Source organism: Salinisphaera hydrothermalis C41B8 (genome assembly GCF_000732535.1).
GTDB classification, from domain to species: Bacteria; Pseudomonadota; Gammaproteobacteria; order Nevskiales; family Salinisphaeraceae; genus Salinisphaera; species Salinisphaera hydrothermalis.
The window spans coordinates 11,973-31,597 of the sequence record NZ_APNK01000013.1 but is presented as its reverse complement, the minus strand read 5'-3'; the positions used below and the strand labels follow the sequence as shown (position 1 = coordinate 31,597).

Below are 19,625 nucleotides of genomic sequence, written 5' to 3'. Positions count from 1 at the left end.
CTCTCTCCAAGGCGAATCGATGTCCGAATCCAACTCGAAGACGGTCGTACTGGCCGCGCTGACCGGTAATTTTTTGATCGCGGTCAGCAAGTTTGTGGCCTCCGCTTTCACCGGCAGTACGGCGATGCTGGCCGAGGGCATTCATTCGGTGATCGATACCGGCAACCAGGGGTTGTTGCTGTACGGCATGCGCCGGGCCAAAAAACCGCCGGATGCCAAGTATCCGTTCGGCTATGGCAAGGAGATCTATTTCTGGAGCTTCATGGTCGCGGTGCTGTTGTTCACACTCGGTGCCGGTATCTCGATCTATGAGGGCGTGGAAAAAGTTCTGCACCCCCACCCGATTGATCATCCACTGGTCAACTACGGCGTGCTCGGCCTGGCGGTACTGTTCGAAGGCACCAGCTGGCTGATTGCGGCCAAGGAATTTCGGCGTGTGAAGGGCAGCTGGGGTGTGCTCGAAGCGGTGCGCCGCGGCAAGGACCCGAACAAGTTTCTCGTCCTGTTCGAGGATACAGCCGCCATTGCAGGTTTGTTATTGGCCGCGGGCGGGTTGGCGCTGGTCCAGGTGACCGGTATCGAGATTTTCGATGGCCTCGCCTCGATCGGCATTGGCTGCATCCTGGCATTTTCGTCGGTCTGGCTGGCGGTCGAGACCAAGGGATTGCTGATTGGTGAGGCGGCCAACAAGTATGTTGTGCAGCAGATCGAAACCATCGTCAGCCGGCATCCGTCGGTCGCCCGCGTCAACGAAGTGCCGACGATGCATATCGGGCCGGAATACGTGCTGGCCAATATCAGTCTGCGCTTCAAGGCTGGCTTGTCGGGCGAAGAACTGCAAAATGCCATCGCCGATATGGATCGCGAAATCAAGACCGAATGCCCCACGGTGAAACGCATCTTCATCGAGGCCGAGCATGAGGCCGATCGGCCGCCGTCGCATGCCGATGCGCCCGATACGAACAAGGACGATCTGCGCGCCTGACCATGACCAAGCCGGCTTCGCCAGCAGCGGCGGTGCCGCGACGTGTATGCATTCTGCGACTGTCTGCGCTCGGTGACTGTGCCAACGTCGTGCCGGTGGTGCATACGCTGCGAGCGGCGCGTCCCGACATGGAAATCGGCTGGGTTATCAATCGGACGGAAGCGGGTCTGGTGGCGGATCTGCCGGGTGTGGAATGCTTGGTCTACGACAAGCACGGCGGCCGTTCGGCCTTCAGAGCATTGAAGCGTCAACTGGCCGGCCGGCGTTTCGATGCGCTGCTCGACATGCACGCCAGTTGGCGGGCCAATCGAATCAGTCGGTTGGTATCGGCCGAGCGACGCATTGGATTCGACAAGCGACGTGCTCGCGACGCCCAGCGCCTGTTCGTGCGCGAGCGGATTCCTGCCATCGCCAGCCGGCACGTCGTAGACGGATTTCTGGCGTTCGCGGCGGCGGTGGGCGCCGAGACGCCGGTGCTCGACTGGCGGGTGCCGATTCCCGACTCGGATCGCGAGCACGCCGCTGCGCTGCTGGACGTCGCGCGCGATACGCGCCCGATTTTATTCATCAGCCCCTGCTCGAGCCACGGCATGCGTAACTGGGCCGCTGATCGCTATGCCGCCGCGGCCGACCACGCAATCCGGGCGCATGGGATGCGCGCTGTGCTGGTCGGCGGGCCGAGCGCGGCGGAACAGGCCATGGGCGATTCGATCGCTGCCGCGATGCAGGAGTCGCCGACCAACCTCGTCGGGCAGACGAACCTCAAACAGCTGCTGGCATTGTTCGAACATGGGCGGATTCTGTTGACCCCGGATTCCGGCCCGGCACATATGGCCAACGCCACCGATATCGCCACCATCAGCCTGCACGCGGCGACCGACCCGCGTCGCAGCGGCGCCTACCGCTCGCGCGAGCTATGCGTCGACTACTTTGCCGAGGCAGCGGCGCGTTACCGCGACAGTACACCGGATGCGCTGAAGTGGGGAACGCGGATCGAGGACGATGCCGGCGTGATGGGGTTGATTCCGGTCGGCGCGGTTACAACGCGTATCGATCAAGCGATGACGCAGGCCTGAGTGCGTCGGCCGGAGTGCCTCGACAAAACGAGCCATCGCGAGCCATGTTGCTAACGCGATTGCAACATCGCCGCCATTTTTTCGTGGATCAGGTTTACGGCCTTCAAGGGGCGAAGCATGACCTTGAAGTCGGTGATCAGGCCGGCTTCGTTCCACTGGATCATATCGACGCCGTTGATCTGGATGCCGTCCAGAATCAGTTCGAATTCAAGCACGGCGTCGTGATCGCCCCGCAGCTCGCGCACGTAATGAAAGCTGTCGGTACCGAAGACCCGCAAGGCGGCGCTTAGATAGGCCTTGGTCACCGCCTTGCCGACCTGCGGCGTGTGTACGACCGGTGAATGAAATACGGCCCCGTCGGCGAGCAGGGCGTCGAGGCCATCGGCACTGCGGCGTTCAACGAGATCGTGCCAGGCGGCAATCGGGTCTTGGGTCATAATCGAACCTGCGGTGACGCAACGCGCACGCTGCAAACAGTTATTCCGGCGGCTGATTTTCCAGATCGAGAATGAAGTCCCAGTGTTCCTTATCGACCGGCATGACGGATAACCGGTTGCCCTTGCGCACGAGCGGAAAATCGCCGAGTTCGTCGGCGTGGTCCTTGATTTCGGATAGCGGGATTACGCGATCGAGTTCGCGCTCGTAGGTCACGTCCACCCGATACCAGCGGGGCTTGGCCGGGTCGGATTTGGGATCGTAGTGGGGATCCTGGGGATCGAAAGCGGTGTCGTCCGGATAGCCCTCGCGCGAGATGCGCATGATGCCGACCACCCCGGGCACCTTGGTGTTGGAGTGATAGAAGAAGGCTAGGTCGCCCTCGCTCATGTCATCGCGCATGAAGTTACGCGCCTGGTAGTTGCGAACCCCGTCCCAGCCTTCGGTCTGCTGTGGGCGGTTCTTCAGATCCTCGATGCTGAATTCATCGGGCTCGGACTTCATCAGCCAGTAGCGCATGCTTTTTCCTGCTCGTGATTGCGATGGCTTCGATTCTAGAGGGCAAGGGCACGGCACGCGAGGGACAGGGCCGACGCGCGGCCGGCGCGGGCTTTGCATGCGCGCCAGCCCGTGCATCGCCTGCAGTGCAGAGAGCTGCCGGGTCGCTGCCGGTTATCGATACGGCCGATATACGCGGTCTTCGGTGACGACGGCGGCCAGATCGACGTCCCAGAGCTGGGGCTCGATCGTGTCGAGACGCTGGCATTCGAAAGCCAGGCCAATGCGTGTCGGACTGGTGTAGGGACGAGTGCGCACCGGCGCCAACGTTCGGTCGTAGAAACCGCCGCCCAGGCCGATCCGATGCGCGGCCGCGTCGAAACCCGCGAGCGGCATGATCAGGACGTCAAGCGCGTTGACCGGGTAGCTCCAGCCGCTGGGTTCGCGTACGCCGAGGGCGGATCGCCGCCAGCGCGATGCCGGGCGCGCTGGTACAAACCGTAGGATATCGCCGACTACGCGCGGATAGCAGACCGTCGGGGGCGACGAGCCGAGCAAGGAAACCAGGGGACGGGGATCGATTTCGCTGGCCAGCGGCCAGTACAGGCCGATGCGTCGTGCGCGTCGCACGGCGGGCAGGCGGGCCAGCCGTCGGCTGGCTTGGAGCGAAGCCTGTCGACGGTCAGCGGCGCTCAGCTTTTTACGAGCAGACAGAGCGGTCTTGCGCTGATCGGCGACTCGGGCCATGGGTAGGCGATCGGAAAATGGGAGCCGACATTCCCGCGCGTGCCGTCAGTCGTCCACTATCCTTGAGACAAGCGCTCAAGTGGGGCGGTCTGCGACGCATTAGGTTTCCCGCAGCAAGGCGGGCATACTCACCTGCGCCGGTTCCCACCCCTGGTTAGGTAATTAGGCTCAAGGGGAACCGGGAGACCGTCGAACACCGCAGGAATGCCGGTACGTACATGGTACGCCCCGGCCGGGGCCGTGACAAACAAACGATGCGGTTTATCCCGAGGAGTCGAGCGCCGATTCGATGCGCAACTGCAGTTGCGAAAGTCGTTCGGTCATTTCCTCGTCGCTGCCGGCCAGCCCGGCCTCGCGTCGTTCCAGGTCGCGCTGTAGATCGAGCAGATCGCGCGCGATGTTGAGCGCGGCCATGATGGCAATACGCTCGGTGCCCAGTGTTTTGCCCTGACGTTGGATAGCGCTCATGCGTTTGGACAGATGTTCGGCCGAACGCAGCAACGCTTCCCGTTCGCCCTCGGGGCAGGCGACCGAATAATCACGCCCGAGAATACGGACCGTCAGCGCGGTCTGTGTCTTGTCTGTACCCATGATGTCCGCCCGTGCCATATGTCACGCCCCCGCGGGGACACGAAGAGTCGTTCCCTTGCGATTAAACCGGTTGTCGCGCGTGTTTGCACGCGTTCCGGTGCGCCGATTGGTCGTGCGATACGGTGCCAGAAGCGCTTCAAACATTGTGCGCTTCGGCCTCAAGCGCTCTGATGCGTTCGATCACGCCATTCAAACGTTCCCGAATTTCCTGATTACGTTGGTACTCGGCCTCGTGGGCGGCCTTGAGCGCGTCGTAATCCGCCTGCAGGCGTTGATACGCGGCCAGCAGGGCGTGGACCTGCGCTTCGAAGTCGGCGAGATCGAACTGGCTCATGACGGGCTCCTGCAACTTGTCCGAGTATAGCGATGCGGCCAAGACGTATAAAACAAGGCCGACGCGGTGGTTGACCTGTGCGTTAAAACCGGTGCCATTAGGGCCTCGGTGTGTTGTATCGCCGAGTAAGCGCCCGGCGTCCGCTTATAGCCGCCAAGAACCACGGTCGACACGGGCCGCGTTGACGGGTCAGCTTGCCTGTGCGGACATGAACTTGGCCTGTTGCACCATGGTTCACGTCGCGCCCCGGGGGATCGGTAGGCCCTTGTCGCCGACACAAGCTGAGGCACCGATAAGATGACCGTTCGAGAAGCCCGGGCAAGAAAAAAGCCCGGCTATCGAGCCGGGCTTTTTCTCACGGGCGCGTGTAGCGTCCGATTGCTTGGGCCTACTGAATCAACAGGAACAGCGCGCCCTGGCCGCGACGGACGTGCAGCAGGAGCTGCTTGGTGTCCGGGCCGGCCAGCTTGTGCAGCTGGGAGACGCTGCTGATCTGCTGGCGGTTGACCGAAGTGATCACGTCGCCGGGCTGCAGACCAGCCTGAGCGGCCGGGCTGCCGGGCTGAACGTTGGTGACGACCACGCCCTGCACATCGCCGGACAACGGATTGTTGTCGGTCAGGGGGCCGAACTGGGCGCCGGCCAGGTTCTTGTTCAGCGACCCGCCGGTGCTCGCATCGCCCGCGCCCGTCATTTCGGATGCCTTGGCCAGGGTGGCGTGGACCTGTTCTTTCTTGCCGTCGCGCAGCAGGTCGATGGTCACCTTGTCACCCGGCGAACGCAGGCCAATGGCGTTCTGCAGGTCGGAGAAGTTATCGATCTCCTTGCCGTTGACCGCGGTGATTACGTCACGCTGCTTGATACCGGCCTTGGCCGCCGGGGAATCCGGCATGACCTGGGCAATGACCACGCCCTGGTCGATGTTCAGCCCGAAGGCCTTGGCCAGGTCCGGCGTCAGATTCTGACCGACCACGCCCAACATGCCGCGCTTGACCTTGCCGTACTTGATGAGCTGCTGATAAACGGTTTTGACCAGATTCGACGGGATGGCGAAACCGATACCGATGTTGCCGCCCGACTGCGACAGGATCTCGCTATTGATGCCAACCAGCTGACCCTTGAGGTTGAGCAGGGCACCGCCCGAGTTGCCCGGGTTGATCGACGCATCGGTTTGGATGAAGTTCTGGTAGCGGCTGCCTTGTTCACCTTCCGGGTTGCCGATATGGCGGCCGAGGCCGGACACAATGCCGGAGGTTACGGTCTGACGCAGGCCGAAGGGGTTGCCGACGGCAACGACGAAATCACCGACGCGGAGTTTGTCGGAGTTGGCAAGATTGATCTGGGTCAGGTTCTTGGCCTTGATCTGGATGACCGCCAGATCGGTGGCGGGATCGGTGCCGACGATCTTGGCTTTGAACTGACGATTGTCGCGCAACCGAACCTCGATCTTCTGCGCATTACGGACCACGTGATTATTGGTCACGATATAGCCCTTATCCGCGTTGACGATCACGCCCGAGCCAATCGCCGTCGGGTGCTCCATCTGCTGTTGTTGCGGCGCGTTGAAGAACTGGCGGAAGAACGGATCGTTGAACAGCGGGTTATTCGGCGCCTGCTGCGCCTTGCCGGTCACCACCACGTTGACTACCGCCGGCAATGTCTTGTCGAGCATCGGCGCCAGCGACGGATCGTCGCCGGACAGCATGCCGCTGGGAATCGAGGCCTGAGCGCTCGTGCCCAACAGCGCCAGAATCAGAATGAAGAAGGCGCGATAGCGCAGAGATGCGAGTTGTGTCATAGGTCCTTACTCGTCGGTGTCACCAAACGACCGGCGGTGCCGGCCACGTCCCCAGCCTTCTGACCGTCTTGGCGGCTGCGAGTTTCATCACCAGCCGAAATCAATGCGTAGACCGCCCGATCTCGGCCCGTGTGAGCCCCTGTTCGTGAAGGGTTTTAGCGAGCACGCGGCTGGTCTGCCCCGTCAATCGCGCGATCAGCCCCTGGGGGGTATGGGTGGCAATCGTAAAGACGTCGCGCCCGTCGCGGGCGGCGCCGAGCATCACGGCATCGCTGGTGGCGATGTCATCGACCAGGCCTTTTTCGAGCGCCTGGCTGCCGTACCAGTGCTCGCCGGTGGCAACGCTATCGATATCCAGATCGGGGCGATGCCGGGCCACGAACGTTTTGAACAGGCCGTGCGTGTCTTCCAGTTCTTCACGAAATTTCTCGCGGCCGGCCTCGGTGTTTTCGCCGAACACGGTGAGCGTTCGCTTGTAGTCGCCCGCCGTGTGCATTTCGAAATCGATGTGCTTGTCCGACAGCCAGCGATGGAAGTTGGGCAGCTGGGCGACCACGCCGATCGAGCCGATGATGGCGAACGGCGCGGCCACGATGCGATCGCCCACACAGGCCATCATGTAGCCGCCGCTAGCGGCGACTTGGTCGACGGCAACGGTCAGACGGATGCCGGCATCGCGTAGGCGCACGAGCTGTGAGGCGGCCAGACCGTAGCTGTGAACCATGCCGCCGCCCGATTCCAGGCGCAGAAGCACCTCGTCGTCGGATTCGGCGACCTGGAGCAGGGCGTTGATCGACTCGCGCAGCCCATCGACCGCCGAGGCCCGGATATCGCCGTCGAAATCCAGCACGAACAAGCGCTGCGGCGGGTGTTTCTTGCCGAGCTTCTCGGCTTTCTGCTTTTGCTTGGTCTCTTTCTTTCGCTGCTTGGCGCGGGCCTTTTTTTCCGCGTCGTTGAGCAGGGCATCGGACAGCGTATCCGCCATCCGCTCCAGGCGATCGTTGACGCGTTCCACCACGAGCCGACGGTTCTTCTCGCGTCTCAGGCTGATCGCGCTGGAGGTCAGCACAATGACGACGATAGCGATGGCCGCGACCAGGGTGGCGGCCTTGGCCAGAAACAGGCCGTAGTTCAGGCCGAAAGTGGCGAGCCAGTGCATAGCGTGCTCCATGGTTCGGCGCCGCGCGAAGGCGCCGGATCAGGGCCAGTTCAGACCCAGCCGGCCAGTTCCTCGCGAATCAGGCGCGCGAACATCTCGATATGATCGTCGCGATCGTTGAGCGCCGGAATATACCGTAATGATTCGCCGCCGGCTTGTTCGAAATAGCCTCGATTCTCCTCGCGGATCTCTTCGAGCGTTTCCAAGCAGTCCGAAGAAAACCCGGGGCAAATCACGTCGACCGTATTGATCTCAGGGTCCGCGCCCCAGGTTTTCATGGTTTCGTCCAGGTAAGGCTGGAGCCAGGGCTCGCGACCGAAGCGCGACTGGAAGCAGACCTTGTACTCGTTACGCGACAGGCCCAGTTCGGCGGCCAGAAGTTGTGCCGTGATGCCGCAGTCGCGCGGGTAAGGATCGCCCTGCTTGACGTAGCGCTTGGGGATGCCGTGGAACGATATCACCAGCTTGTCGGCACGGCCGTGCTCGGCCCAGTGCTCGCGCACCGAGGCCGCCAGAGCGGCGATGTAACCCGGGTCGTCGTGATAGCGATTGATCTGACGTAGGGCCGGCGGTTCCGGCCAGTCCTCGAGCACCTCGCTAACCTTGTCGAAGGTTGTGGCGACCGTCGTCGCCGAATACTGCGGGTAGGCGGGCAAGACCAGTATTTTGCGGCAGCCGGCGGCGTGCAGCGCTTCCAGCCCCGATTCGATCGACGGGTTGCCGTAGCGCATGCCGAGCGCGACATGCACCGGGCGCTCCAGATCGGCATCCAGTCGGGCCTGAATGCCTGCGACCTGACGGCGTGCATAGACGAGCAGGGGCGAGCCTTCGTCCATCCAGACCGAGCGATAGCCTTTGGCCGACTTCCGCGGGCGGAACGTGAGGATGATGCCGTAGAGAATCGGCAACCAAGCGGCGCGATTCAGATCGATCACGCGTCGATCGCTGAGAAACTCGCGAAGATAGCGCCGTACCGCGGGCACCGATGTGTCGTCCGGGCTGCCCAGGTTAGTGAACAGGACGCCGACCGGGGCGGGGTCATTACGGCGCATCATCGGTCCTCGCTATCGTTTGGGTCTTGGCGATACGTTAGGGTAATCGTTTGTGGATGCAAGGTGGTCATCAGAGGCCGAACAGGCCCTGGACCAGAATCCACACGATACCGATCGGTGCGATATAGCGTATGAAAAACAGCCAGATCGGGGCCCAGCCCGCGGCGATCCGGCCGTGATTCGATAGTTCATCCACTGCCGCCCGGCGTACCACCCAGCCGACGCAAAGCGCCGTCATGAGGCTGCCGATCGGCAGCGCCAGATTGCTGGTCAGAAAATCCATCAGCTTGAAAATCGTAAGCCCGAACAACTGGATGTGATGCCAGATGCCGAACGACAGCGACACCGGTATGGCGAGTGCAAAACAGAAGCTGGCGCCGATCACGGTGGCGTTGGCGCGTTTCATGCGGTATTCGTCGACGAAGAAACTCACCACCGGTTCGAGTAGCGAAACCGACGACGTCAGGGCGGCCAGAATAAGCAGAAAGAAGAAGCCTATACCGAACAAATTGCCGGCCGGCATAGCGGCGAATACGGTGGGCAGCACCTTGAACGTGGTGCCTGGCCCACCGGCGTCGGGGGTAATGCCGGCCGAGATCATCGCGGGAATGACCATCAAGCCGGCCAGTAGCGAGACCATTGTGTTGAGCGCGACGACCGACAGCGCATCGCGCCCCAGATCCTGCGTATCGGCCATGTACGAGCCGTAGGTGATCATTCCGCCGACGCCCAGCGATAGTGTGAAGAACGCCTGGCCCAGGGCAGCCGAGATTAGATGGCCGTCGATGGCGGACCAGTCCGGGTGCAGGAAGAAAACGAGTCCGCGCCCGGCACCGGGCAGGGTCAGCGATCGCACCATCAACAGAATCAGGATGATGAACAACAGCGGCATGAACAGTTTGGCCATTCGCTCGATACCCCCGGCCACGCCGCCGATCACCACGACGGCGGTCAGGAGGACGAACAGTGCCGCATAGATCAACGGTACGATCGGGCTCGACACCAGATGGCCGAACAAGGCGTTGAGTTCGCCGCTGCTCGCTGTCGTGAGTGTGCCCTCGACGGCGTAGACGAAATACGCCATCGCCCACCCTGAAACCACGACATAAAACGAAAGAATGACCAGGGCCGTGACCACGCCGAGTGCCCCCACGGCCGGCCAGGCACCGCCGGCGAGTTTTCGGAACGCGCCGATCGGGTTGCGCTTGGCCATGCGTCCGAGAACCAGTTCGGCCAGCAGCAGCGAGATGCCGAACACGAAGACGCAGACGAGATATACGACCAGAAATGCGCCGCCGCCGTGAGAGGCGGTCATGTACGGGAACTTCCAGATGTTGCCGAGCCCGATGGCCGAGCCGGCCGCTGCCATGATGAAGCCAAAGCGCGAGGCCCAGCCGCCGCGGGTTGGGGCGCTCATGCGAAGCGGGCCCCGGGTGATGACGTCAGCGGAAGGTTTCTGCGGGACATGCGACGGCAATGAACGCGGATTGATCCCGCGAAGGCTAAAGGCAAAACCGCCCCCAGGCCAGCCGCCGTGCCGACCCGGGGGCGATCAGCGCAGCCGCCGATCAGGGTTTTTCGAGGATCGCGGTCACACCCTGACCGCCGGCCGCGCAAATGGAAATGAGCCCGCGCCCCGATCCGGCTTCGTCGAGAATCTTGGCCAGCGTCGCGACAATGCGCCCGCCGGTGGCGGCAAACGGATGACCAAGCCCGAGTGAGGAGCCCTTGACGTTGAGCTTGGACATATCGATCGATCCCAGCGGCTCGCTGCGGCCAAGACGTTCGGTGCAGTAACGCTTCGATTCCCAGGCCTTGAGCGTACATAGGACCTGCGCCGCGAACGCCTCGTGGATTTCATAGAAATCGAAGTCCTGTAGCCTCAGGCCGGCGGCGTCGAGCATGTCGGGGACTGCGTACGTCGGCGCCATGAGCAGGCCCTCGCCGCCGTCGACATAGTCCACGGCCGCGGTACGCGAGTAGGGCGTGAAATAAGCCAGGATCGGCAGGCCACGTTCCTTGGCCCATTCCTCGCTGGCCAGCAGCACGCTGGAGGCCCCATCGGTCAGCGGTGTCGAGTTGCCGGCGGTCAGCGTCCCGCTTTCCTTATCGAACGAGGGCCGGAGCTTCGATAGTTTTTCCATGCTCGAATCCGGGCGCAGGTTGTTGTCGCGCTCGACGCCCAGATAGGGGAACACGAGATCGTCATAGAAGCCATCGACGTAGGCCTGGGCCGCGTTCTTATGACTGGCGAGGGCGAGCTCATCCTGGGCGCGCCGTGAAATCTTCCATTCCTTGGCCATGAGCTCGCAGTGTTCGCCCATCGACATGCCGGTGCGCGGTTCGGTCACCCCCGGCAGGTTCGGGACCAGATGACGCGGGCGAAGCTGGGTGAACAGCTTGGCGCGCTCGGTGCCGGATTTAGCGCGGTTGATGTCGAGCAAGATCTTGCGCAGTTCCTCGTTCACTGCGATGGGGGCGTCCGAGGTGGTATCGGTGCCGCCGGCGATACCCGACTCGATCTGGCCCATGGCGATCTTGTTGGCCAGCAGGATCGTGGTTTCCAGACTGGTGCCGCAGGCCTGCTGGACGTCGAAGGCCGGCGTATGTGGGTCCAGGTCCGTGCCAAGCACAGCTTCCCGGGTGAGATTGAAGTCGCTCGAATGCTTGAGCACGGCGCCGGCGGCGACTTCGCCGATCCGCTCACCGGCCAGACGATATTTCTCCGACAGCGCCTTGAACGCCGCGGTCAGCAAGTCCTGATTCGACTGGTGCGAATAGGCCGTATTCGAGCGGCAGAAGGGGATTCGCGCACCGCCGACGATGGCGACGCGACGCATGGTGGACTCGGCCATGAAACCTCCGGTATCGCCGAGGGATGGCTCGGCATGACGTGATTCGTGTCGAACGATACTGCCTCAGCTCAGTTCCGACAAGGCGTCGTTTCAGTTTTGCCGGCGGTCGCTGGTTGTTAAAAATTTGTGCCCCCGGTCTTGAAAGGGGGCCGCAAGCCCGCATCAATGGCGGTGATCAAGATTGCCAATCGGCAGTCGAGGTGGCGGCAACGAGCCGTCGGGCAATTTCAATCAACAACCTTCACAGTTTCGAGGAGAAGGGTGGCATGAATATCCGTCCTCTACATGACCGCATCGTAATCAAGCGGATCGAAGAAGAGCAGAAGACGGCCGGGGGCATCGTCATTCCCGATTCGGCGGCCGAGAAGCCGCAGCGCGGCGAAGTGGTCGCGGTGGGTAACGGCAAACCGCTGGACAATGGCGAGGTCCGCAAGCCGGAAGTCAAGGTCGGCGACACGGTGATGTTCGGCAAGTTCTCGGGTACCGAGATCAAGGTCGACGGCGAAGAAGTCGTCGTGATGCGCGAGGACGACGTCCTGGCGGTGCTGGGTTAACAGCCCTCTGGCGCATCCATCAGTCAACCACCAATCAACGAATCAAGGATAACGAGCAATGGCTGCTAAGGAAGTACGTTTCGGCGAAGACGCACGTCAGCGTCTGGTCCGCGGTGTGAACACCCTGGCCAACGCGGTGAAGGTTACGTTGGGTCCGAAGGGCCGCAACGTGGTGCTCGACAAGAGCTTCGGCGCGCCCACCATCACCAAGGACGGTGTCTCCGTCGCCAAGGAAATCGAACTCGAAGACAAGTTCGAGAACATGGGCGTTCAGATGGTCAAGGAAGTCGCTTCCAAGACCTCCGACGTCGCCGGTGACGGCACGACGACCGCCACGGTTCTGGCCCAGGCCATCGTGCGCGAAGGCGTGAAGGCCGTTTCTGCGGGCATGAACCCGATGGACCTCAAGCGCGGCATCGACAAGGCCGTCGACGCGGCCGTCGAAGAGCTCGCCAAGCTGTCCAAGCCCTGCGACGACGAAAAGGCGATCGCCCAGGTCGGTTCGATCTCGGCCAACTCCGATGAAGAGATCGGCAAGATCATCGCCGATGCGATGAACAAGGTCGGCAAGGAAGGCGTGATCACCGTCGAGGAAGGCTCCAGCCTCTACAACGAGCTGGACGTCGTCGAAGGCATGCAGTTCGACCGTGGCTACCTCTCGCCGTACTTCGTCACCGATAACCAGACGATGACGGCCGAGCTGGATAACCCCTATATCCTGCTGTTCGACAAGAAGATCTCCAACATCCGCGACATGCTGCCGCTGCTGGAGAACGTCGCCAAGGCCAACCGTCCGCTGGTGATCGTCTCCGAAGACGTCGAGGGCGAAGCCCTGGCGACGCTGGTGGTCAACAACATGCGTGGCATCGTCAAGGTCGCCGCCGTGAAGGCGCCGGGCTTTGGTGACCGTCGCAAGGCGATGCTGGAAGACATGGCGATCCTGACCGGCGGCCAGGTCATCTCCGAAGACATCGGCATGACCCTGGAAAACGCCACGCTCGAGCACCTCGGCGAGGCCAACAAGGTCCAGATCTCGAAGGAAAACACCACCATCATCGATGGCAAGGGTTCCAACGACGACATCGAAGGCCGTATCAAGCAGATCCGCGCGCAGATCGAGGATTCCTCCTCGGACTACGACAAGGAGAAGCTGCAGGAACGCGTGGCCAAGCTCGCCGGCGGCGTGGCGCTGATCAAGGTCGGCGCGGCGACCGAAGTCGAGATGAAAGAGAAGAAGGCACGCGTCGAAGACGCCCTGCACGCGACCCGTGCGGCCGTCGAAGAAGGCATCGTGCCCGGCGGCGGCGTGGCCCTGCTGCGTACGCTCAAGGCCATCGAAGGCGTCAAGGGCGCCAACGACGACCAGGAAGCCGGCATCCGGCTGCTGCGTCGCGCGGTCGAAGAGCCGCTGCGTCAGATCGTGTTCAACAGCGGCGGCGAGCCGTCGGTTGTGGTCAACGAAGTGCTTTCGCACGAAGGCAACTACGGCTACAACGCGGCCACCGGCCAGTACGGCGATATGGTCGAGATGGGTATCCTCGACCCGACCAAGGTCAGCCGTACCGCGCTGCAGAACGCGGCCTCCATTGCCAGCCTGCTGCTGACCACCGAGGCCACCGTGGCCGACGTCCCCGAGGACGACGACAAGGGTGGCGCCGATATGGGCGGCATGGGCGGCATGGGTGGTATGGGCGGCATGATGTAAATCATTCCGTCTCGCCCAAAGCGAGTCCGAAAAAGCCCCGCCTTGTGCGGGGCTTTTTCTTGGGTACGGTTCGGCCGCGGTCGTTTGCTGCCATCCAGCGTTACATTGCACTATCCGAAGGCGTTGTTAACGATAGGCGCTGCCTTGCCCGGCGTCGTGAAGTAAGCCGGGTACCCGTATATTCGACGCGCGAGATGCCCGGTTGCCGCGGGCGGATGAAGTGGGAGCCGTACCCTTGAATACCGAACACATCGATGCCTGCGACCCGCGTGAACTCAGCGACTTTGTCGGACGCTGGTGCGAGGGCAACACCGACGCGTTCGAGCGCTGGCAAGCTGAGGGCGTGCTGACCTCGGACGAAGCGCTTGCCATCGACGTGCCCGGCTGGGCCGCCGGTGCTGGCGACACGACGGCCGAAATGGCGCTGCGTGGAGCCCGTAACGCCTATCTGGCGGCGATCGCATGGCGCGATTTGATGGGCGTGGATGCGCTGGACACGGTTTTGGACCATTTGTCCGAATTGGCCGATCAATGTATCGACTATGCGCTGAGCGAAGCCGAGCGCGCGGTCGCCGAACGTCACGGCATGCTGCGCGATCGCGATGGTAGGCCGGTGCGCTTGATCGTGATTGGCATGGGCAAGCTCGGCGGGCGCGAGCTGAATTTCTCATCCGACATCGATCTGATCTTTGCTTACGACGGCCGTAACGAACCGGAAGTCGAGGGCGATCTCGATGCGGCGGGTTACTGCCGCCGTGTCGCACAGCGTTTAATTCAGCTGTTGTCGACGGCCTCGGGCGGCGGTTTCGTCTATCGTGTCGATACGCGCTTGCGGCCGTTCGGCGATGCCGGGGCGCTCGTGGGCTCGATCGGCGCCATGGAGCAGTATTACCAGGCGCATGGCCGGGAATGGGAGCGTTATGCCTGGATAAAGGCGCGCGCCGTGGCCGGTGATATCGACGGGGGGCAACGTCTTATCTGCACATTGCGCCCGTTCGTGTACCGGCGTTATCTCGATTACGGGGCGTTCGAATCCATCCGCGAGATGAAGTCGATGATCGATGCGCAAGTTGCGCGTCGGGATTCCCAGTCCAACGTCAAACTCGGCTACGGCGGTATTCGCGAGATCGAATTCCTGGCCCAGGTGTTCCAGCTCGTGCGCGGCGGTCAGGAGCCGGAACTGCAGGACAATCGGCTGCGGCCGACGCTAGCCAAGTTGGCCGATAGCGGCCATCTCGAGCCGGACACCGCCGAGCGGCTCGACACGGGGTATGTCTTTCTTCGTCGGCTGGAGAACCGGCTGCAGATGGTCGATGACCAGCAGACGCACGACTTTCCCGACGACGAGGCCGAGCGCGATCGACTGGCACGCGCCATGCAGATGTCGGATGGCGAGGCGCTCGCTGCGGAGACCGAGCGTGTGCGAAGCGAAGTGCACGCGTTGTTCGAGCAGGTCTTCGCCTCCCCGGAATCCAAGGATCGCGCCCAGGCCAGCGACCGCGAGCATGCAGCTCTCGATGCGCTCTGGAAACAGACACTGTCCGAAGCCGAGGCCGACGATCTGCTCGAGCGTTATGGAATCGAGGACCCGGCCGCGGTGCGCCAGGCCCTGGCCGACCTCAAGGATCAGCGGCGATATCGTATTTTGGAAGCACGCGGCAAACGCTGGCTCGGCGAGCTGATTCCGGCCGTTATCGTGGCCGCGGCTCATACCGATGTACCCGAGCGATCGGTACGTCGCACGCTGGCGGTCATCAGCGAGATCATTGGGCGCAGCAATTACATCGCGCTGCTGGTGGAATATCCGGCGGCGTTGTCCACGCTGATGCGTTTGTGCGGGGCCAGCGAATGGATTGCCGACTGCATCGCCGAGCAGCCGGCCCTGCTCGATTCATTTCTCGACCCGCGCCAGCTCTATCGCCCGCCGCGTCGCGCCGAATTGGTCACGGAGCTGGCCGAAGATCTGGCCGCGTTCGAGATATTGGATTTGGATCAGCGCATGAATGCGCTGCGCCGGTTCACGCAGAAAGCGAAGCTGCAGGTTGCGGCGGCCGATGTAACCAACGCCATGCCGTTGATGATCGTCTCTGATCATCTCACCGCGCTCGCCGAAGTGGTGCTGGAGGCGGCGCTCGACATGGCGTGGGCGCAGATGAGCGATCGCTATGGCGAGCCGCGCCTCGAAGATGGCCGGTTGGCGCCGTTTGCAGTGGTCGCCTACGGCAAGCTCGGCGGTCTCGAACTGGGCTATACCTCGGATCTGGATCTGGTGTTCGTCTATGACAGCCCATCGGAGGCCGCGACCGAGGGCGGGGCACGCGAGCTGACCCACCAAGTATTCTTCACCCGGCTCGCGCAGCGTTTGATTCATATCCTATCGACGGCGACGCCGGCCGGCCGGGCTTACGAGATCGACATGCGGCTGCGGCCCTCGGGTAACGCCGGGCTGATGGTCACGCATATCGACGCTTTCGCTCGCTATCAGCGCGAGCAGGCTTGGACCTGGGAACACCAGGCGCTGGTGCGTGCCCGCCCGGTTGCCGGCGATGAAGCGCTCGGCAACCGGTTCGTCGCGCTCCGACGCGAGTTGCTGGCGGCCGAGCGCGATCCGGCGCGGCTGGCGGCTGAGGTCCGCTCGATGCGGCGACGCATGCGCGAGGTCAAGGACGAGACTACCGACGCGCGCTGGGATGTGAAGCAGATGCCGGGCGGGCTCATCGATATCGAATTCATGGCCCAATACGCCGCGCTGGCGTACGGCCACGATTGTCCGGAGCTCGTGATCTTTACCGACGCGATTCGTATCCTTGAAACCATGGAATCGGCCCAGCGTGCGAGCTACGACGACATTCGCACCATGACCCGCGCATATCGGGATTATCGGCGTGTCGTGCATGCCGCCGCCTTGCAGGGCCAGCGCGCCATGATCGATCGCGACAGTCGGCGCGAGCCCGAACGTGCGGCGGTCGCCGATCTCTGGGCGCGCTGGATCGACACCCCTGCGGATCGCGCGGCGGAAGATGGCGGCGAAGCCGAAGGGCAGGCTGGATGAACCGCATCGCGCCGGGCGCGCGCTTGCTCACCCCTATGAATCGGGCCCGCGGCTTTCGCGGCGGCGAGCGGCAGACCGAACTGCTGATCCGCGAGCTGGCGGGCCACGGCATGCGCCCACGCTTTATCAAGCATGGGCGGCAAACGGGTTGCTCGTGCCAGCGGGCGATGCGTACGCTCTTGCGCGGGCCGTACACAGGCTGCGCGACGATCCGACACGGGCGAAACGGCTGGCGGCGACCGGTCGCGAGCGCGTCGCCGGTTATACTGCCGCGGCCATGGCCGCGCGTTACCGCCGCTGGTATGCGGAGATCGGCGCGCACATGACGGGTTTGTCGCAAGGGGATCGAGCGAAATGATCATTGTGACCGGCGCTGCCGGCTTCATTGGCAGCAATATCGTGGCTGGGCTCAACGCCCGTGGCGTTCGCGACATCCTGATCGTCGATGACCTAGCCGATGGCCATAAATGTCTGAACCTGGCCGATCTCGACTTTGCCGATTACCTGGAATACGACGAACTCGAACGCCGCATGGCGGCCGACGACATGCCCGGCGGCATCGATGCGGTATTCCACGAAGGTGCTTGTTCCGACACCACGGAATGGGACGGGCGCTATGTCATGGCGCGCAACTTCACGTATTCGAAAACGCTGCATGCCTGGTGCCAGCGCCATCGGGTGGCGTTTCTTTATGCGTCGTCGGCGTCGGTCTACGGCATGGGCCCGGATTTTGTCGAACGCCGCAACGCCGAGAAACCGCTCAATATGTATGCGTTTTCCAAGTTTGCCTTCGACCAGTACGTACGGGCACAAGGACGAGCGCGCCGCTCGCAGGTCGTCGGGCTGCGTTATTTCAACGTCTATGGCCCGCGCGAAGGCCACAAGGGTCGAATGGCGAGCGTGGCACGGCACTTTTCGAACCAAATCGCGGAGGATGGCGAGTGCCGCCTGTTCGCGGGTTCGGACGGCTATGGCAGTGGCGAACAGCGGCGCGATTTCATCCATGTCGACGACGTGGTCGCGGTGAATCTGTGGTTGCTCGACAACCCGCAGGTGTCGGGCATCTATAACTGCGGCACCGGCCGCTCCCAGACGTTCAACGATGTGGCCGACGCCGTGATCGCTTGGCATGGCCGCGGCGAGAAACGCTATATCGATTTCCCGAAGTCGCTGGTTGGGCGTTATCAGAGTTTCACCGAGGCCGATATGGCCGCCTTGCAGCAGGCGGGCTACCCGAACACGTTCATGCCGGTAGAAGAGGGGGTGCCGCGTTATCTCGATTGGTTGGCCGCTCGGCGTACTGCGTGAGCATGCAACGCAAGCTGCTGTTTGGTGCCGATTTCGCCGATTACCCCATCATGCAGGAGATGTTGCTCGGGTTTGCCCAGCAACACGATGTTCTGATCGGTGGCCGTTCAGGGCGGGCTGATACGGCGGGTCGGGGCCACGACTTCGCATATTTCGATTGGCAACCCTATCAACGCGTCGACGAGGTGCCGCACACCGCGGGTGCCAACGAGGTCGTCGATGCGGTCATGGAAATAGAATATGCCGAGGCATGGCGGCAGTTTGCGCGAGCGTTGGACCGAGTGTTTCTCGACCCGTTGCCGGCACGCGAGGCCGAGCGGTATTTCTGGGCGTTAGTGGGTGGACTCGAGGCGTGGATTTCGGAGCGGGCGTCGACTCTTGTGGTTTGGTTCGCCCATACGCCGCACTTCCCTTGGCATATCGTGTTCTTTCACGTATGTCGGCGCCTGAAGGTGCCGGCTTATATCTTTAAACGAACGCAGCTGCCGGACGGTATGTTTTTCGATACCGACCTGGTTTGCGGACGTGCGCCGTTGCCGCCGGCGGCGGCAGGCTTGTCGGCAGATGCATGGCTCGACACGCTGGGCGAAGTGTCGGGGCGGCTCAAGCGGTCGCATGAAATCAACCGCCGGGCGGAATCCGCGGCGTATCGCTCCATGGGGCTCGGGCTCAAGTGGAAGCTGATACGCCGGTATTATCGGGCGCGGCATGGTTATCGGCATCATCACTATTTCCGCCAACCCTGGTGGCGTTTGTATCGCTATGCGTTGCGGCGTGATCGCGAACGGCGAGCCGATCTATCGTATTTGACTCGGCATGCCCGGCGAGACGCCCCGTCCGCCCCCTATATCTATTTCGCCCTGCATTACCAACCCGAACGCACCACGGTGCCGGAGGCGGGCTTTTACCACGATCAACTCCGAGCTATTACAGCGCTGGCGCGGGCGATGCCGCGTGACTGGATCTTGGTGGTCAAGGAGCATCCGCGTCAGTTGGGCGATCGCCGGCCGGATCTGCGTTGTCTGCATTACGGGCGCCAGCCGCTGTATCAGGGTATTGCCGAACTCGGCAATGCCGTGCTCATGGATGCATTCGCACCCGCGGATGGGTTGATTGCCGGAGCCGAGCTTACGGCTTCCTGCAATGGGTCTTCCGTATTCGAAGGGCTCAAGCACGGCATCCCGGGGCTGACTTTCGTGCCGACGTGGCACTCGGCCTGTGCCAGTGCGCCAGCGATTGGCGATATGAAGGCATTGCCCGGAATGATGAACGAGCTCGCGGCAAAAACACCCGAGCAGGTGCGAGCGGACCTCGCGCAGTTTATCCGCGACGAAAGCCGGCATTGGTTTGTCGGAGCCAACGATGATCGGGCGGCGCAATTATCAGCGCGAGATCGTAACGTTCTGGTGGCGTCCATGCGTACCGAAGTTCAGGCCCTCCTAAGTCCGAAAACATGACCAGCGCCCAATACTGGCC

Annotated in this window: 17 protein-coding genes and 1 other RNA gene; 7 read left to right on the top strand and 11 right to left on the bottom strand. The window is 62.6% G+C overall.

Going from position 1 to position 19,625, the window contains the following annotated elements; all coding sequences use genetic code 11:
* Nucleotides 1–19: 19 nt before the first annotated feature.
* Nucleotides 20–985 (top strand): cation diffusion facilitator family transporter, encoded by a 966-nt coding sequence (locus C41B8_RS10130; RefSeq protein ID WP_037337427.1) that lies wholly within the window; start codon nucleotides 20–22, stop codon nucleotides 983–985.
* Between the two features lie 2 nt (nucleotides 986–987).
* On the top strand, nucleotides 988–2,061 hold the full coding sequence (locus C41B8_RS10125; protein ID WP_037337425.1) for a glycosyltransferase family 9 protein: 1,074 nt from the start codon (nucleotides 988–990) through the stop codon (nucleotides 2,059–2,061).
* Between the two features lie 50 nt (nucleotides 2,062–2,111).
* Here C41B8_RS10125 and C41B8_RS10120 read toward each other — a convergent pair whose 3' ends face one another.
* The 11 genes from C41B8_RS10120 to C41B8_RS10075 all read right to left on the bottom strand — a co-directional run bounded on the left by C41B8_RS10120 (nucleotide 2,112) and on the right by C41B8_RS10075 (nucleotide 11,530).
* The gene (locus C41B8_RS10120) at nucleotides 2,112–2,498 is read right to left on the bottom strand and encodes a nuclear transport factor 2 family protein (protein ID WP_037337423.1); all 387 of its coding nucleotides are present in this window, start codon (nucleotides 2,496–2,498) and stop codon (nucleotides 2,112–2,114) included.
* A 40-nt stretch (nucleotides 2,499–2,538) separates the two neighbouring features.
* Nucleotides 2,539–3,015: an EVE domain-containing protein gene (locus C41B8_RS10115; protein ID WP_037337421.1), complete on the bottom strand. Its 477-nt coding sequence runs from the start codon at nucleotides 3,013–3,015 to the stop codon at nucleotides 2,539–2,541.
* Nucleotides 3,016–3,168: 153 nt separating this feature from the next.
* Entirely contained in the window at nucleotides 3,169–3,741 is a 573-nt protein-coding gene (locus C41B8_RS10110; RefSeq protein WP_037337417.1) for a 5-formyltetrahydrofolate cyclo-ligase, read from the bottom strand.
* 26 nt (nucleotides 3,742–3,767) lie between these two features.
* Nucleotides 3,768–3,949, bottom strand: a non-coding RNA gene (ssrS, locus tag C41B8_RS20110) — 6S RNA.
* 53 nt (nucleotides 3,950–4,002) lie between these two features.
* The gene (locus tag C41B8_RS10105; RefSeq protein WP_037337531.1) at nucleotides 4,003–4,332 is read right to left on the bottom strand and encodes a cell division protein ZapA; all 330 of its coding nucleotides are present in this window, start codon (nucleotides 4,330–4,332) and stop codon (nucleotides 4,003–4,005) included.
* 136 nt (nucleotides 4,333–4,468) lie between these two features.
* Nucleotides 4,469–4,666 (bottom strand): hypothetical protein, encoded by a 198-nt coding sequence (locus C41B8_RS10100; RefSeq protein ID WP_037337414.1) that lies wholly within the window; start codon nucleotides 4,664–4,666, stop codon nucleotides 4,469–4,471.
* A gap of 388 nt (nucleotides 4,667–5,054) precedes the next feature.
* Nucleotides 5,055–6,464 carry a DegQ family serine endoprotease gene (locus C41B8_RS10095; RefSeq protein ID WP_037337412.1) on the bottom strand — a complete coding sequence of 470 codons (1,410 nt, stop codon included), beginning with the start codon at nucleotides 6,462–6,464 and terminating at the stop codon, nucleotides 5,055–5,057.
* A gap of 100 nt (nucleotides 6,465–6,564) precedes the next feature.
* Nucleotides 6,565–7,623 carry a protease SohB gene (gene sohB / locus C41B8_RS10090; RefSeq protein WP_037337410.1) on the bottom strand — a complete coding sequence of 353 codons (1,059 nt, stop codon included), beginning with the start codon at nucleotides 7,621–7,623 and terminating at the stop codon, nucleotides 6,565–6,567.
* A gap of 50 nt (nucleotides 7,624–7,673) precedes the next feature.
* Entirely contained in the window at nucleotides 7,674–8,678 is a 1,005-nt protein-coding gene (gene hemH, locus C41B8_RS10085) for a ferrochelatase (RefSeq protein ID WP_037337407.1), read from the bottom strand.
* Nucleotides 8,679–8,745: 67 nt separating this feature from the next.
* Nucleotides 8,746–10,092 carry a sodium-dependent transporter gene (locus C41B8_RS10080; protein ID WP_037337404.1) on the bottom strand — a complete coding sequence of 449 codons (1,347 nt, stop codon included), beginning with the start codon at nucleotides 10,090–10,092 and terminating at the stop codon, nucleotides 8,746–8,748.
* 151 nt (nucleotides 10,093–10,243) lie between these two features.
* Complete coding sequence (locus C41B8_RS10075) at nucleotides 10,244–11,530, bottom strand: acetyl-CoA C-acetyltransferase (protein ID WP_037337402.1); 1,287 nt, start codon at nucleotides 11,528–11,530, stop codon at nucleotides 10,244–10,246.
* 266 nt (nucleotides 11,531–11,796) lie between these two features.
* Between C41B8_RS10075 and groES the strand changes: the two genes are divergently transcribed.
* The 5 genes from groES (at nucleotide 11,797) to C41B8_RS10045 (ending at nucleotide 19,606) form a co-directional block, all read left to right on the top strand.
* Nucleotides 11,797–12,084 (top strand): co-chaperone GroES, encoded by a 288-nt coding sequence (gene groES, locus C41B8_RS10070; protein WP_037337400.1) that lies wholly within the window; start codon nucleotides 11,797–11,799, stop codon nucleotides 12,082–12,084.
* Nucleotides 12,085–12,142: 58 nt separating this feature from the next.
* Nucleotides 12,143–13,789, top strand: a complete 1,647-nt coding sequence (gene groL / locus C41B8_RS10065; RefSeq protein WP_037337398.1) for a chaperonin GroEL — start codon at nucleotides 12,143–12,145, stop codon at nucleotides 13,787–13,789.
* A gap of 235 nt (nucleotides 13,790–14,024) precedes the next feature.
* On the top strand, nucleotides 14,025–16,841 hold the full coding sequence (gene glnE / locus C41B8_RS10060; RefSeq protein WP_198025145.1) for a bifunctional [glutamate--ammonia ligase]-adenylyl-L-tyrosine phosphorylase/[glutamate--ammonia-ligase] adenylyltransferase: 2,817 nt from the start codon (nucleotides 14,025–14,027) through the stop codon (nucleotides 16,839–16,841).
* A gap of 354 nt (nucleotides 16,842–17,195) precedes the next feature.
* Nucleotides 17,196–18,149 carry an ADP-glyceromanno-heptose 6-epimerase gene (gene rfaD, locus C41B8_RS10050; RefSeq protein ID WP_037337391.1) on the top strand — a complete coding sequence of 318 codons (954 nt, stop codon included), beginning with the start codon at nucleotides 17,196–17,198 and terminating at the stop codon, nucleotides 18,147–18,149.
* Complete coding sequence (locus C41B8_RS10045; RefSeq protein ID WP_156962499.1) at nucleotides 18,146–19,606, top strand: hypothetical protein; 1,461 nt, start codon at nucleotides 18,146–18,148, stop codon at nucleotides 19,604–19,606. Before rfaD ends, C41B8_RS10045 begins: the two co-directional genes overlap by 4 nt.
* Nucleotides 19,607–19,625: the final 19 nt, after the last annotated feature.

Excerpts from the sequence above, each read along its gene's own strand:
- C41B8_RS10075 (WP_037337402.1), bottom strand. The coding sequence starts at position 11,530 with ATGGCCGAGTCCACCATGCGTCGCGTCGCCATCGTCGGCGGTGCGCGA.
- C41B8_RS10095 (WP_037337412.1), bottom strand. The coding sequence starts at position 6,464 with ATGACACAACTCGCATCTCTGCGCTATCGCGCCTTCTTCATTCTGATT.
- C41B8_RS10130 (WP_037337427.1), top strand. The coding sequence starts at position 20 with ATGTCCGAATCCAACTCGAAGACGGTCGTACTGGCCGCGCTGACCGGT.
- sohB (WP_037337410.1), bottom strand. The coding sequence starts at position 7,623 with ATGCACTGGCTCGCCACTTTCGGCCTGAACTACGGCCTGTTTCTGGCC.
- C41B8_RS10110 (WP_037337417.1), bottom strand. The coding sequence starts at position 3,741 with ATGGCCCGAGTCGCCGATCAGCGCAAGACCGCTCTGTCTGCTCGTAAA.
- C41B8_RS10125 (WP_037337425.1), top strand. The coding sequence starts at position 988 with ATGACCAAGCCGGCTTCGCCAGCAGCGGCGGTGCCGCGACGTGTATGC.
- rfaD (WP_037337391.1), top strand. The coding sequence starts at position 17,196 with ATGATCATTGTGACCGGCGCTGCCGGCTTCATTGGCAGCAATATCGTG.
- C41B8_RS10115 (WP_037337421.1), bottom strand. The coding sequence starts at position 3,015 with ATGCGCTACTGGCTGATGAAGTCCGAGCCCGATGAATTCAGCATCGAG.
- C41B8_RS10105 (WP_037337531.1), bottom strand. The coding sequence starts at position 4,332 with ATGGGTACAGACAAGACACAGACCGCGCTGACGGTCCGTATTCTCGGG.
- groES (WP_037337400.1), top strand. The coding sequence starts at position 11,797 with ATGAATATCCGTCCTCTACATGACCGCATCGTAATCAAGCGGATCGAA.
- hemH (WP_037337407.1), bottom strand. The coding sequence starts at position 8,678 with ATGATGCGCCGTAATGACCCCGCCCCGGTCGGCGTCCTGTTCACTAAC.
- groL (WP_037337398.1), top strand. The coding sequence starts at position 12,143 with ATGGCTGCTAAGGAAGTACGTTTCGGCGAAGACGCACGTCAGCGTCTG.
- C41B8_RS10120 (WP_037337423.1), bottom strand. The coding sequence starts at position 2,498 with ATGACCCAAGACCCGATTGCCGCCTGGCACGATCTCGTTGAACGCCGC.
- C41B8_RS10100 (WP_037337414.1), bottom strand. The coding sequence starts at position 4,666 with ATGAGCCAGTTCGATCTCGCCGACTTCGAAGCGCAGGTCCACGCCCTG.
- C41B8_RS10080 (WP_037337404.1), bottom strand. The coding sequence starts at position 10,092 with ATGAGCGCCCCAACCCGCGGCGGCTGGGCCTCGCGCTTTGGCTTCATC.